Raw genomic sequence first — 14,182 nt, forward strand, 5'->3', positions numbered from 1 at the left:
AAGAGGCTTCCCACAACGCGACCTAAGCTAACTTGGCTTAGGTCGCTGATTCACTTTAGATGACTTTACATATGCAGGAGATCAACATGACGACCCAAACGAAATCCCTCGCCTATCGACTCGGCTGGTTAGTGCTGATTTGGTGTACAAGCGTAAGCTGTCTGTTCCTCGTCTCTATGTGTATCAAAATACTTTTAAAAGGTGCGGGCTTAACAACCTAAGTAAATATTGACTTTAGAAGCTTATATTAAGGCTTAATTCAGTTAGTGCCCATAGCATCTAGCAACAATGCACTAGAACATTCAATGGTTGAATTAATTTGGCTTTCAGTTCAGCCAAATTAACAAGTGCTCAGTTTACTTTACGAGTGCTAGCATTAAATTGACGAAGACTAGCCCCAACATGGCAAAGTTAAAACAATGTTAAATCCAGTTTTACTGTTATCAGTATATTCAGCAAGATTAGCTTAGTTAGGCTTGCTTTATATTTTTACTTGACCTATGGTATCAGCCAAGCAATTACTTATTTAGTTAATGGCAAGATTTAGTTAACAGCAAGGCCGATATACTAAATCGATATACAAAAAATAAATAATCAATCGAATATCAACTTTTGACTGGAGATGTAACACTATGTTTAGCACTGCATTTTCATCACTATTTTCCCATGTGTTAGCTAACACATCTAGTTCAGTAAGCTCAATCCGCCTCTCGCTCAAATTCCCAGTCTAAGCCGAGCGTCACTCGCGCTCGGCAGAATTATAACTTCTTGTGAAATAAGCACAGAGTAATACTCATTTTAATTTCTATGCTTATATTTTAACTTTGTTATTTCAGAGGCGGCAATGGCATATTCTTTTTTTAGTAGTCTTTTCCAGAATTTTATTCTAAAAACTGAAACCTATTATTTACAAAACAGTTTTAATGCCTCTCTACGCCCAACGGCTTTGGCAGGCGTGATTAGTAAGCTTGAGCAGCTAAAGCATGATACGACGAGTGATAAAGTGACTGTGGGACGAGAAATTCACTTAGTTAATCTGCAGGATCAGCAAGAGTACCAAATTGAACTCGTGTATCCACCAAGGCATAAACCCAGTGCAGGACGTTTCTCTGTCATATCAGATTTAGGCGTCAGCTTACTTGGGTTATCAAAGGGCGAACTGGCAGAGGTGAGCATTTTAGGCAAACCAGTTCTGTTTATGATTAAAGATGTCAGTTTAACGAAAAAACAACCTAAAAAGTCTGTATAGGAAAAAATCATTTGGGCATACTTTTTGTAAATGGCTATTGAGTATTGCTACTTGATAACATTTCAGAAAATTTTAAAGATATGATTATAAGGTTGTAAGCATTTTAAAATAGAGCATGTTCAATTCAGTGGCAACATGCTTTGAACTCGCTATTAGCGGTGGCTTATAGCGGCATTTTCAACAAAATATAATAAGAGGGAATGTTATTTTGAAGTCATTAACTGGCCGCGATATTTATTAAAGAGACACTTTAGATAAGTTTAACACTACAATTAACGACTCTTTGCAACTATTTACGTATAAGTCATGGCAGCGCTTTAGAGTAAACAGCAAAGGGGTTAAGAGGTTTAGCACGGCGCCTCAATCGTTAAATTTATTTTTATACTCTTTATAAATAAACCGTCTCAATTAAAGCCTGAAATAAAAAATTGAGCCCAACTATCGAAACCGATTTGCGGCGCGGGTTCGGATAGTAACCTTCACTTTGGAGTTTATATCTATGAGTAAAGAAAAAAACAAAAAACCGCCAATGAAAACCTTAAAAGAGAAGCGTCAAGATAAACGGAACCGCCAAAAGGCTTCCGACTAACTTATCTAACTCTGTAAAAAACCTTAAATCCTCTCTTTAAATAGGCCGAAAATAGGGTGTTAATACTTTAGCACCCTATCTTATTTCACAGTTTCCCCCAATATTTTTAGTGCATCATCTAGCGCGACTTTCGCATAGGATCTCATTATCTCGCCTTTATTAAGCCTTGCTCCATCAGCCACTCAATCACAATCGGCGGCGATACTGCTCAGGTGAGCACTGAGCATATTTTTTAAACATCACGATATAAGGCGAAGTTTGGTTATAGCCGAGCGTCAATGCCACTTCTTTGATCGCAAGTCCCTGACGTAATAGTTGTAAGGAATAGATAAACTTATGCCTTTGTCTTAGCTCAGTAAAACTCATTCCCAGAACCTCTTGGCAGCGACGAGCTAAGGTACGCTCTGTGGTATGTAATTCACTGGCCCAAGATTTAAAGGTTTTCGAACTCGCAGGGTCGGCTTCAAGTGCCAGCAACAACGGCTGTAACAGTTTATCTGAGACTGTGGGCAGAAATTGCGGTAGAGCTTTACCCAAGGTCAGCTGATCGAGCAAAACCTCAACCAGTCGCTTATCCGCCGCAGTTTCTGCCACAGTGACTTGCCGCTCCCGCAGATCGTTCACTATCGATTGGGCAATGGATGTTACGGCTAAAAGACAAGTCTCTATGGGAAAAGCCGCAGCTCGCTCGGCAACTATATTCATCGAGCAATAATGAATACTGCGCCGAGTATAACTTTCATGTTCTATCCCCGCAGGAACCCAAATCGCATATTGTGACGGCGATAAAAACCGTTGCCCTGCAGCATGTAACTCCATAATTCCACCGCTGATTAACTGCAGTTGCCCCCAAATATGTTGATGTTTTGGCGTTACCGTATTTGGCAGGAAAGCTTCATAGTTGAAGAAGATATCTGCAGCAGGCTCTTGCTCTGCCGTGAGCGGATGGTAAACCGTGCGCATTTTGATGCCCTCAAAGCTATGGTGATCCAAAAAACTCAAACGAAATCGCTAACCCAGATTACGCTTGTCCGTAGAGGAACTGACCTTGTCTGATAAGCGATATTTATATCATAACCGACCATGGATAATAGCCACTAATCTATTATCTGGATGCTCAAGTGATAAGCCATAAGCTAAGGCCTGTCACTTTAGCCAGTACCTAAAGGCAAGACCATGCTGTATTTGTTTCCCCTGTTGGCCGTATTAATTTGGGCAGGCAATTCGATAGTCAACAAGCTCTCATTTGGGATTATCGATCCTGAAGCCATAGCGTTTTACCGTTGGTTTTTCGCTATGTTATTGTTAACCCCCTTTGTCGCAAGTCGCGTCTGGCAAAAACGCCAAGTGATACTACCTTTGTTACCTAAGTTCGCTACTTTGGCTTTGTTAGGTATGGTGCTAAACCAAAGTCTGGCCTATTTTGCGGCGGCAACCACCACGGCAACAAATATGGCATTAATCACCTCTCTCGTGCCTATGATCAGTCTGTTTTTAGCCGTGCCATTACTCAAGCAAAAATTATCACCGTTAGCCTTTGGTGGCACCTTAATCTCGCTATTTGGATTGATTTTTATGCTCAGTCACGGCGATATGATGAACCTTGCCATCGGCGTGACCCAAGGTGATTTACTGTTGCTCTTTAGCGCCTTTGTGTATGCGCTCTATGGCGTATTACTGAAACGCTGGCAACTGCCACTACCGACTTGGGAATCGGTTTATATTCAAGGACTCATAGCCGTATTCATGCTAACGCCACTGCTGTTTACGAGTCCCAGCATGGCGATCAGTGCCCAATCAGCACCACTGATACTTTACGCTGCTATCGCTGCCTCACTTTTAGCGCCGTGGGCTTGGATCAATGGCATAAGCAAACTCGGCGCCGATCGCACCAGCGTATTCTTTAATTTAATGCCTATTATTGCGGCTATACTGGCGGCCATCATCCTAGATGAAACCTTAGCCATTTATCATTATATTGGCGGTTCTATGGTCATCATTGGCGTCATGCTAGTGCAGATAAAACCTAAGCCTAAAGTCATCCCTACCCTAGCTTGTCCTGAATAATCCAAAGTAATGCGTCAACGCCTTGGTAATAGTGACCAAGGCGGTTTCGCTTATTTCAATGCGTACAAAATCCCATCGCAATCTGCTGCACGCAAAGGCAATTCTATAAATAACGACTAAGCTATTTATTAAGTTATTAATGGAGATCGTCCTATGTTTAACAGTATTCGCGTTAAGTTTTCACTGATGTTTGCCATTATGGCGACAGCCCTCATTGTCATGGCGGTCACCGACGCTATGCAAAGCCGTGCTACAGTGAAACAGATGCAGGAATTTAGTCAGTTATTTAATCCCGCAATTTCGGCAATTCTCAATGCAGATCGCGACCTTTATCAAGCGCAGCTAAGTGAAGAAGTGTTATTGAGGGAAGAATTATCTGCCGATAATCGCAAAAGTGAGATTGATAACTGGCAAGAGAATGTCGATCAAGCCCGTGACAGAATGGGCGAATTTAAAAAAATCCTTACAGATCACCTGCAAGTACTGCAATCAACTAATGGCTTTGAGGCGCAGTTTTCTCTCTGGTATCAAGCCTCATCAGAGGTCATTAATGCCGTCAAAAGTAATGATTTTGAACGCGCGAAACAACTCCACGAAACCAAATCCAAGCAAGAATTTAAGGCATTAAGAGATATCTACAATGCCGCGGGCGAAGCCGCCGATAACAGAGTAAAAGAGCTAGATTTACAAGCAACGGAACAGGCAACCACCCAAACCCAAATATCCTTAACGATAGCAAGCTTAGTTGCCATTGTGGCGCTGTTGATTGCCTACTTCGGCCCTAAAATCATAGTCAATGCAATTGAAGATATCACTAGCAGGATCAATGACATTGTCGATGGTGACGGTAACTTAACCCAAAGGATCCCTATCACACGTCAGGATGAAATCGGCGAGCTCGCCCATGCATTTAACTTATTTGTAGAGCAGCTACAGCAAATGGTCATCTCGATTATTGGTCAAACTAAAGATGTGAGCCAAACCGTTGAAAGTCTTGCAACTAAGTCAGCCACCACAATCAACATCAGCCATGAACAAGAGCAGTTTGTCGATACTATTGTCACAGCAGTAAATGAAATGAGTGCAGCCGTAAGAGAAGTCGCCAGTAACGCTCTTCATACTGCCACCGAAATCACTAAGGTGAATGACCAAACAGTAGAGGGTAAGAATATCCTCGCCCAGTCCGTTAATCATATTCAGCAACTGTCTGAATCAGTTAAAAATGCCGTGACAGTTATTGAAAAACTTTCAGTCAATTCTGCCAATATTGCCTCAGTGCTTGATGTGATCCGCTCAATCGCTGAGCAAACTAATCTCCTTGCCCTTAACGCGGCCATTGAAGCGGCGCGCGCTGGCGAACAGGGCCGCGGCTTTGCCGTAGTTGCCGATGAAGTACGTACACTGGCGAGTCGTACCGAAACCTCAACCCAAGATATTCAGCGCATGATTGAAGAGTTGCAACGCGGTGTAAATGATGCGGTTAAAAGCATTGAATCGGGAGCTAGCCTGACCACATCAACCGTCACCCTCGCCAGCCAGACCCAAGATGCATTAGATGAAATTCTAAACTCCACCTCTAAGGTCAGTGAGATGTCCACTCAAACGGCGACTGCGACCGAAGAGCAAACCCATGTGACCGAAGAAATTAATCGTAACTTGACCGAATTATCCGATAAAACAAGATACTGCAACTTAGTGATCCAAGAAACGCAGCAAATAGTCGTCAACACTAAAGCCATTTGCAGCAACCTACAAAAAGAAGTTGCGCGATTTAAAGTCGCTTAAGATAAATGACTAACGACACATGGTTAGCGATAAGCTATTGAAACGAAAAGAGTGCCCAATATGGGCACTCTTTTTAATGGAAATAATACCAAGCAAAGCTTGAAGACAATAAAAGCCCACAACCGTATGCAAGTTGCAAATAACGGTAACGAAACCCAAGTTGTATCGATTCACCCGTTAAAGTGCGAATAACAGTACTAACTGCTTAATGTTAACTCACAGTAATGATTGAATTTCTAATTCAATCATCTGCAAAAGCTGTAAAACAGGCAAAAGATACATCAATCAAAACTGACTAATTGACCACCCAAGTGAGCAATTTTTTCTGCGGCCAAGTCGGGATTAAGATAGCCTGCGACTTTCGTTAACGCATCGGCGCGCCAAGCAAAAGAGGCTCTCACACTAACAATACGCTCGCTTTCAGCATCGACGTTCGTATCGGCAACATTGCCAGTTGGCAGTAATAGTGCAGGGTAATCATGACTTAAGGATTGTGAGACCCTTGAGCTGGCGAGCGCCATATTGCTAACGCAGAGCTTTTGGCTCGCTCCTAATGGACCGCGGCACACTACATTTAAAGATGCACTGCCAAAAACTTTTAAATCGCCACCCGCATTGACCCAACCTCCGCTCACGCCAGCGCGACGCAGCTCACTCACTGCCATATCGACCGCATAACCTTTAGCTATACCATCTAAGGTTAAAATTAGCGGTCTAGCTAATCGCGCTTGATTACCGTTTATTTCAATATCTTGCCAGTCACCTTGCAATAACAATGGCATACCAAGGTAAGCAGGCAAAGCGCCGCGAGACATCATTTCGCCGCCAACGGTACAATTGAATAAGTTGTTGCTCGCCTTGCCCAGCCCCTTAGCCAACTTGAGCACTCGTAAACTATCTTGGCTTAACGTTACCCAAATTCCCGGCTGCCGATTTAACTGATTTAACTCGCTGTCCTGTTGATGGAAGCTCAGCAACCGCCCAATATGGGTCACACGCGAAAAAGCCACGCTAATCGCCGCTTCCAATGCTTTATCTTTAAGTTGTACCTCACCGCTTTGATTTGGCAGTGACTCGGCAGCGATTTCCACCAGCGTTCCGAGTAATGGCTTAGCGCGACGTATCATGATAATACCCACTGTAGTAGGAAGATCTGAGGGATCAGCAATAAACGCTTCATCCAGTTAAATTTAAACAAAGCACTAATAGTAATTAACATAATTTGTGCGGATTCTATTAAAGTCTCTACTTCAATACAAATTGTTGCCATTAGTTTTTATGGGGATTTTAGATGCTTGAAACTGTTTTACATTTAAAAACAATAGATTGCTTATTAAGGTTTTATTAAAGTTATTTGACGTATCATTGCTATCACAACGCTGCACAAGCGAACTAAGTCAATACGTCCCCAAATGAGCCCTATTGATTAATGCCACTCATCATTTACGTTATTTATGCTGGCTTACCCACCAACAACTCACACTAAATGGAGCAATAAATAGCCGGCTTACTCCATCACACCAGTCATTCGCTTAAATTTCATGCAATTCCGTTCAGTTGAAATACACGCTAAATCAGATATAAACCCTCTAACTCAATCTAAATGAAAACAGGTAAGATATTGATTAGTAATTAAAATAAAGACTAGTTTTCATCTTATACAACCTATTAATAACCTAGCGATCACAGCGGAAGTAAAAACATCTAGACGTCTAAATTGACAGGTTATCAGGGATCAAATATGCTTTGCCTCAAGTTGCTAGGATACGATGCCGAGGCAACACTGAATTTAAGCGAGTTTGACTGCCAAGGATCCTGCGGAAAAACCCTAAGCGAAAGAGAGATAACATTTGAGCAATCCAACAGCAGCACAGCACAGCCCGGCATCTTTTATTGCCCTGTTGCCATTATTTGTTTTCCTTGGTCTTTTCATTGGCGCGGGTGTGTATTTCCAAAGCCAAGGTGTCGACTTTGCCTTCTATCAATTACCCAGCGTTATCGCTATTTTACCTGCAATCATTCTGGCGTTGATTTTATCAAAACAGAAATTAAATCAATCGATTGATACCTTTATTGGCGGTATTGGTCACAGCAATATTATTGCAATGTGTTTAATTTACTTACTTGCAGGCGCCTTCGCTGCAGTCGCGAAAGCCACTGGCGGCGTCGATGCTACTGTTGCTCTTGGTTTATCGTTAATACCATCGAACCTGTTACTACCTGGTTTCTTCGTGATTGCCGCTTTTATCGCAACGGCCATGGGAACCTCTATGGGGACAATCGCGGCTGTCGCTCCAATCGCCCTAGGCGTAGCCGACCAAGCGCAAATCGACTATGCACTGATGGCGGGAGCCGTGATGTCTGGCGCCCTATTTGGTGACAACTTGTCGATTATTTCCGATACCACCATTGCAGCTACGCGCACCCAAGGCTGTGATATGAAAGATAAATTTCGTGAAAATTTGATTTTCGCTATCCCCGCATCACTGCTAACTTTAATCGCCTTTGTATTTGCCGGACAAGGCCAAGCAGAATTAGCAACACAGAATATCGATCTTATTAAGGTCATTCCTTATCTGACCATTTTGATCTTAGCTGTGGCAGGTCTGAACGTATTTGTGGTCTTAACCTTAGGTATCTTATTAGCGGGCGCAACCGGCCTGTTTACTATGGATTACGGCGTGATCCAATTCGGTAAAGATATTTATGCTGGCTTTAGCAATATGCAGGAGATTTTCATTCTATCTATGCTAGTGGGTGGTTTAGCCGCACTCATGCAGCAGCAAGGTGGTCTTGCCTTTGTGAGTAAACAGATTGAAAAGCTGATCACTCGTTTCTCCAAGGCGCAAGGTGAAGCTTCATGCCGCGCTGCTGAGCTAGGCATGGCAGGTATAGTCGCAGTAACTAACTCTTGTGTGGCTAACAACACGGTTTCTATCGTGGTGACGGGGGATATTGCAAAAGACTTAGCAGAGAAGCATGGCGTGAGTCCGAAACGTGCCGCCAGCATACTCGATATTTTCGCCTGTATTATCCAAGGTTTGATCCCGTATGGCGCACAAGCCCTACTGATCGCATCGACCTTTAGCATCACGCCTCTAGCTGCCGTTTCACACGCTTGGTACTGTATGATTTTAGCCGTAGTGGCTGTTGCGATTGTAATTTTCCGCAAACGACACTAAATGATATTTGAATGCATGAGTAGAATCTAACGTTTATGACAAGGAACGCACTAGGCGCTCCTTGTCATTTTAAAGCCCTCTTTTGACGAAAAAGCATCAACTCGCTTGCCTTCATTAAACAATTCAGGCAAGTTACCGCATTCAATGTGGTCATATCCCGTCAGTATATTTTTAGTCTCCATGAATCCTCTTTATCACCAAGAACCAAGTTATTACGATCTACATCGTCTTATTACATGGTTGATTGTAGGCGCAGCCTTTATTAGTGCTTCTGGAGTATTAATTGCTATTTATGCTGAATATCAAAATGTTGGAGTTCAAGTCTTACAAATACGAGCTGATTTTTTAGGTAACTATATCAACTCACCCCTCGCTTATGTGTTTAATTTAAGCTTATTAGCTGCCGGGCTCTGCATACTCATTTCAATGACCGGGCTCTACTTACTAAAACTAGATACGTGTAGCCAATGCATAGCACTTACAGGTGCTTGGGTAGGAGTCTCTGTGATTTTGATGGGAATATTCCCCATTAATTTTTTGAGCATACACAGAATAGTTTCAACGAGTTATCTATTAAGCACCCTCATCTTGCACAGCCTTGTGATTATAGCGGGGATAGTGCCTCGGTTTATTTGCCCAAAACCACTGTTCTATTTAAGTCTGATCAGCTTTTGTAGTGCCGTGAGTTTAACCCTGCAATTAGATTGGACAATATTGGATTTCCCTCCCTGTGTGCCCCAAACACACTTTTGTACTGTTTCAGCCAATATGTGGCTCCAAACTAACTTGAGTATTATTTGGTGTTTAAGCCTAGCCTTTGCAATGCGGCGCCTATCAAAAATACTGTATCATCGCGCCCAAGAACGCCAAATACTTTAGGGTAATCCATGCGCTTAGCAAAATACCTCGCCCAGTGTGGCATAGGCTCACGCCGTGAAGCCTGCCGTTTGATTGAGGCTGGGCGCATCACACTCAATGGCGGTATCGCCCGCCACACAGATCCCATCTGTTTGGACGAGTCATTACACTGCCTCGACCGTATTGAGTTTGATGGCAAACCTATCACTCAAACCGAAACGCTCGCCTATTGGGTATTTAACAAAGCTGTGGGCACGGATTGCCGTCTGCTTGAGCAAGATGAAACGAGTCTCATACACCTGCTTCCCAAAGCGCCAAGACTCTACCCCGTCGGCAGACTCGATAAGGATTCCCGCGGCCTACTGCTGTTAACTAACGATGGTGAGCTGACCCATAAACTGATGCACCCCAGTTTTGCCCACAGCAAAACCTACCATGTGCGCCTCGATAGGCCATTCGCAGATGATTTTGTTGAGCAAATGTCCAATGGAGTGAATTATAAAGATGTGCAAACCCTGCCCTGCCAAGTCCGCCGCCTCAGTTCGGACAGCTTTGAAATCGTGCTGACTCAGGGACTAAATCGACAAATTCGGTGTATGGCCAGCGCCTTAGGCTATAAGGTAATTGACTTACAGCGCGTCGCATTAATGACATTAACGCTAGAATCCTTAGCCGAAGGAGCGATGCGGCCACTCACCCCACAGGAAGTTGCAGTGCTTAAAGCCGCAGTGACAATTTAGAGAAAGACAAGTGGCGAATACACTCAAGCTACTAACCTCAATTTTAGACAAATGCCCGCGCGAACAATATCTTCCAATGAACTCCAATGAAGATAGAAACGCCTGAGATGACTCAGGCGTTTCTATAAAACGAAGCTCCCCTTTCAAGCTTATTAATATGAGCTACTTTTTATCAGAACGAAGTACTAACTCCACTCTGCGATTCAGTTTTTGTCCGGCGTCATTAGTATTGCTGGCGACAGGGCTATATTCCCCGTTACCGTGGGCGGTTAATTGGGCCGACGGAATTTGAAACCCGTCACTCAACTGCTTAATCACAGCTGCGGCGCGTCGCTCCGACAGGCTTTGATTGTAACTCCGCTCGCCCTTGTCATCGGTATGTCCAACCACATAAAAACTCATCGCCGGATGCTGCTTAAGATAGCTTGCCAGCACCTCCAGTACAGGTTTGGACTCAGGCAACATGCGCTCACTGTCATAATCAAACAGCAATCCCTCCAACGTCGCCTTGCCAGTTTGGCTAATCGCATCGGTCAAAGCATTGAGGTCAATCGCCACTCGATCATCCTTCAGAGTAGAGAATTCCATTACCCTGAGGGTAGTATCGGCAGGTGTGCCATCGAAATATCCTTGGGAATAGATATCGAAGTAAACATCGCCCTTTGCGTGACTAAGCTTAAACAGCTGATACTCCTGCCATTCGTCCTCTTTATCGTCCTTAATTAATTTGATGGCATTAATCAGGCTATCATCGTCGCCGCAAGCCGTGCCTTTGCAATGGAATACCCGCTCTGCTGCCAGCTTTTGTGCAGCTGCGGCATAATTGCTGTTGATTTCAAACAACGAATAGCTTTCAGGCATCTGATAACTTATTTGGGTAAGCTTGGCGTCCAGCGATTTGGTTTGATAATTTGCGCCCGAGATCCCCACTAATACAGGCACTTGGGTAAAGTTAGTTTGTTTGTAACTTGTAATATAACTGCCGGGCATACGTCCCAACAAAGGATGGTCTGTCGAGCCTTGAGCATCGTCACTACGCCTATCTTTAATCTCAATATTCTTCGGCGCCTGCTGTAAAAAGTCACTATTCGCTTGGATTAAGTCCAGCGGCTCAGGGATAGCGTCGAGAATATCGACTTGCAGATAGGTATATCTGTCCTCGCGATTGACGACATAGATACTGGTGTAAACCTCACCGCGAGTACCTTTCAGTTTTGCCGCCACGTAAGCACTGTGATAGTCGGCATTCACGCTTTTAAGCGGCTTTAGCTGAGTTTGCATGGCTTGACCATCACCGCAGGTGACGGCCTGACAACTAAATAACACTTCAGCATTCAGCTTTTTTAGCTGTGCCAAATAGTTATTGATAACATGCTCAGGACTATACCCCTCTGGTAACTCAACGCTTTGTCGAGTCAATTTCCCCGATACAGGCAACAGAGTGAACTTGTCACTATTCACTGCGGTGATAAGTTCAAAGGGCGTAAAGTGGATGCGCTTTTCTTCAAGTGATTTGGCATCCGGAAAGGGAGTAAACAGCGATTCAGCATTCACCCCAAAAGTGGCGACACCGCAGGTCGCTGTCAAAAATACAGCACTCAATAACGTCTTATGTCCCATAAAAAATCCTTTTCTGTGGGGAATCTAGCTCTCGCGAACCAACTAGATAGATAAAGAAATAGTGATGGGATAATACGATAAAAATTTATACCTAGGTATTAAACGGCATAAAAGTAATACTTTTTATTGAAAAGGAAATACAGAGACAGAAATAAATAGAGAAATATAGAGAAATATAGAGAAATATAGAGATACCCATCTTTAAATAGCGTGGTAGCCCTCCGACTATGCTTGGTTAAGCATTGAACAAGGAGGTTTATATGCCACATCCTTGCAGAACTCAGATAAGCCTTGAACTATCTCTTTAAATTAGTCCCTAATACCACTTTTTGACTCTGATGTAGTCCTCCTACTTTTGTCGCCTCATATTCAAGCCATTTTATCCAGAGCGTGTTGTTGGCAAATCGAAAGTGCATTATGTTGGTGATTAAAAATGAGTGGCAAGTTTTTATTACTGGTCTAACGTGATAAACACGCATACGCACTAATAAATGTTATCCATCTTTAGTTCGACGAGATACGAAATTATATGGAACAAAACTGGAATACTTATAAAAACTGGATAGCTGATGCTACCAAAAACAACAAAAAACTATACTATCGTGGGCAAAGTAACAGCGACTGGAAGCTTGAAACGACTTTTCACCGAAATGCAAAGTTCAAAAATATCTCACTTCAAGATTACTTTAGCACCATCATAAATGATGTTCATTACCAAGTTGCTGCGTTTGAAGCCCCAATTAACTTTCAAAATAGCGTTGAATACGGCTCATTTTTAGGAAAGTTACAACATCATGGCTTTCCCACCCCCTTGCTTGACTGGACATTGTCAGGTTACGTGGCTGCATATTTTGCATTTAAAGGCGCTTCTTTGAATACTAAGCCCACAGATAAAGTAACGGTGTTTATATTTGATATCGAGTGTTGGAACAAAGAATTTGGAGCTGATAGTAATTTTCTTGGAGGGGAAGAATTTGTTAGCAACTTTGTCCCTTATGCAACGGGTAATCAAAGAATGGTGCGGCAAATGGGGGTTACTACATCAACTAACGTAGTAGACATTGCAGGCTTTATAATGAAGAAGGGAGCAGAAAAGAATCGAACGTTTTTATGGCGTTACGATATGCCCGCGAGTGAACGAAATATCGTTATGCGTGAGCTCAATTCTATGGGGATCAACGATATGACAATGTTTCCTGACTTTGATGGCTTATGTCAGCATCTTAAAGAAGTGCATTTTACAAGTCAGCAACCAATATTACCTCCGCCACCTCCTCTATCTATTAGTACAGAGGCATAAAATGTGGCGCTAAATGTCGGAGGGATTCTGAGTGATTGCTAAGAAATACTTAGTGGAAAACTATGATTGCTTAGAACTCATATCTAAGTACGAAGAAGGCTATTACGATAGACAGTCTTTCTTGCAGTTGGTGGTTCCAATAGCTGAAGTTTCAATTGACAAGAATCACCACCACTTAGTTATCGGTCATGCTGGCACTGATGGTATCGAATTTTGTTTACGCATCCACAATCAAGGGGTATGGGTTTTCTATCCAATAGAAACTAGGTTTCATAAAGTATCTGATAGTATCAGTCAGCTCATAACTGGGTGGACTAACGGTTCTATCAAAGTGTGAGCATTTAACAAACAAAGGCAACATCGTCCTGCGGACTAGACTAGTTAACACGCTCCCTGATTTGGGCGTTAATCCATCGAAATTTTCATCCCGAAATTTATGTGTTAGAACCCATGAACTAACTATGAGTTATCCCCAAACATGCTACGTTTGTCTTTAAAACTTACTGACTACGCCAATGCTAGAAAGGTGAGCCATGGTGATTTGCGAGACGACCGTCCGCCCCATGGACGGGGCGGTCGAGCATCCAAGGATGATGGGATGGACACCTCTTGTGAAGTAGGCGTCATTTACGCCATATTGAATTTGCACGTTCAATAACAACAAAAGGTGTCCAAAATGAAAGTTACACTAATAGGAATTGATCTCGCAAAAAATATCTTCCAAGTATGTGGAGTTAATCAAGCAGGCAAGAGTGTTTTTAACCGCTCGATTAAACGTGCTCAGCTCCTGCC

The 14,182-nt window shown here is 43.0% G+C and carries 11 protein-coding genes and 1 pseudogene; 9 read left to right on the forward strand and 3 right to left on the reverse strand.

The genetic code is table 11. From position 1 onward, the window contains the following. Nucleotides 1-86: 86 nt before the first annotated feature. Together L5L94_RS17260 and L5L94_RS17265 are read left to right on the forward strand one after the other, a co-directional pair. Complete coding sequence (locus L5L94_RS17260; protein WP_105250029.1) at nt 87-221, forward strand: DUF2474 domain-containing protein; 135 nt, start codon at nt 87-89, stop codon at nt 219-221. Nucleotides 222-844: 623 nt separating this feature from the next. Beyond that, nucleotides 845-1,249: a GreA/GreB family elongation factor gene (locus L5L94_RS17265; protein ID WP_212600402.1), complete on the forward strand. Its 405-nt coding sequence runs from the start codon at nt 845-847 to the stop codon at nt 1,247-1,249. A 775-nt stretch (nt 1,250-2,024) separates the two neighbouring features. Here the strand turns inward: L5L94_RS17265 and L5L94_RS17270 are convergent. Continuing rightward, nucleotides 2,025-2,801, reverse strand: a complete 777-nt coding sequence (locus L5L94_RS17270; protein WP_263164248.1) for an AraC family transcriptional regulator — start codon at nt 2,799-2,801, stop codon at nt 2,025-2,027. Between the two features lie 213 nt (nt 2,802-3,014). Between L5L94_RS17270 and L5L94_RS17275 the strand changes: the two genes are divergently transcribed. Then, complete coding sequence (locus tag L5L94_RS17275; RefSeq protein WP_028761579.1) at nt 3,015-3,905, forward strand: DMT family transporter; 891 nt, start codon at nt 3,015-3,017, stop codon at nt 3,903-3,905. 153 nt (nt 3,906-4,058) lie between these two features. After that, complete coding sequence (locus tag L5L94_RS17280) at nt 4,059-5,690, forward strand: methyl-accepting chemotaxis protein (RefSeq protein WP_173496925.1); 1,632 nt, start codon at nt 4,059-4,061, stop codon at nt 5,688-5,690. Between the two features lie 281 nt (nt 5,691-5,971). Here L5L94_RS17280 and L5L94_RS17285 read toward each other — a convergent pair whose 3' ends face one another. Continuing rightward, complete coding sequence (locus tag L5L94_RS17285) at nt 5,972-6,817, reverse strand: FAD:protein FMN transferase (protein ID WP_263164250.1); 846 nt, start codon at nt 6,815-6,817, stop codon at nt 5,972-5,974. Between the two features lie 723 nt (nt 6,818-7,540). Between L5L94_RS17285 and L5L94_RS17290 the strand changes: the two genes are divergently transcribed. Then, complete coding sequence (locus L5L94_RS17290; RefSeq protein ID WP_105250033.1) at nt 7,541-8,872, forward strand: Na+/H+ antiporter NhaC family protein; 1,332 nt, start codon at nt 7,541-7,543, stop codon at nt 8,870-8,872. Nucleotides 8,873-9,759: 887 nt separating this feature from the next. Beyond that, nucleotides 9,760-10,470: a 23S rRNA pseudouridine(2604) synthase RluF gene (locus tag L5L94_RS17295; RefSeq protein ID WP_263164253.1), complete on the forward strand. Its 711-nt coding sequence runs from the start codon at nt 9,760-9,762 to the stop codon at nt 10,468-10,470. Nucleotides 10,471-10,632: 162 nt separating this feature from the next. On the opposite strand, the gene L5L94_RS17300 is transcribed toward L5L94_RS17295, so the two are convergent. Beyond that, on the reverse strand, nt 10,633-12,090 hold the full coding sequence (locus L5L94_RS17300) for an OmpA family protein (RefSeq protein ID WP_263164255.1): 1,458 nt from the start codon (nt 12,088-12,090) through the stop codon (nt 10,633-10,635). Nucleotides 12,091-12,619: 529 nt separating this feature from the next. Between L5L94_RS17300 and L5L94_RS17305 the strand changes: the two genes are divergently transcribed. From L5L94_RS17305 to L5L94_RS17315, 3 genes and pseudogenes are all read left to right on the forward strand, one after another. Beyond that, a complete protein-coding gene (locus L5L94_RS17305) occupies nt 12,620-13,390 on the forward strand; it encodes an FRG domain-containing protein (RefSeq protein WP_263164257.1) in 771 nt (256 codons plus the stop codon). Between the two features lie 31 nt (nt 13,391-13,421). Beyond that, a complete protein-coding gene (locus L5L94_RS17310; protein ID WP_263164258.1) occupies nt 13,422-13,727 on the forward strand; it encodes a hypothetical protein in 306 nt (101 codons plus the stop codon). A 339-nt stretch (nt 13,728-14,066) separates the two neighbouring features. Next, nucleotides 14,067-14,182: pseudogene (locus tag L5L94_RS17315) on the forward strand (IS110 family transposase); the annotation flags it as partial.

This window comes from Shewanella sp. SM21 (assembly GCF_025654335.1).
GTDB lineage: Bacteria > Pseudomonadota > Gammaproteobacteria > Enterobacterales > Shewanellaceae > Shewanella > Shewanella oncorhynchi.

What these genes read in the sequence shown, in the direction of transcription:
- L5L94_RS17260 (WP_105250029.1), top strand. Translation starts at nt 87, where the DNA reads ATGACGACCCAAACGAAATCCCTCGCCTATCGACTCGGCTGGTTAGTG.
- L5L94_RS17265 (WP_212600402.1), top strand. Translation starts at nt 845, where the DNA reads ATGGCATATTCTTTTTTTAGTAGTCTTTTCCAGAATTTTATTCTAAAA.
- L5L94_RS17270 (WP_263164248.1), bottom strand. Translation starts at nt 2,801, where the DNA reads ATGCGCACGGTTTACCATCCGCTCACGGCAGAGCAAGAGCCTGCTGCA.
- L5L94_RS17275 (WP_028761579.1), top strand. Translation starts at nt 3,015, where the DNA reads ATGCTGTATTTGTTTCCCCTGTTGGCCGTATTAATTTGGGCAGGCAAT.
- L5L94_RS17280 (WP_173496925.1), top strand. Translation starts at nt 4,059, where the DNA reads ATGTTTAACAGTATTCGCGTTAAGTTTTCACTGATGTTTGCCATTATG.
- L5L94_RS17285 (WP_263164250.1), bottom strand. Translation starts at nt 6,817, where the DNA reads ATGATACGTCGCGCTAAGCCATTACTCGGAACGCTGGTGGAAATCGCT.
- L5L94_RS17295 (WP_263164253.1), top strand. Translation starts at nt 9,760, where the DNA reads ATGCGCTTAGCAAAATACCTCGCCCAGTGTGGCATAGGCTCACGCCGT.
- L5L94_RS17300 (WP_263164255.1), bottom strand. Translation starts at nt 12,090, where the DNA reads ATGGGACATAAGACGTTATTGAGTGCTGTATTTTTGACAGCGACCTGC.
- L5L94_RS17305 (WP_263164257.1), top strand. Translation starts at nt 12,620, where the DNA reads ATGGAACAAAACTGGAATACTTATAAAAACTGGATAGCTGATGCTACC.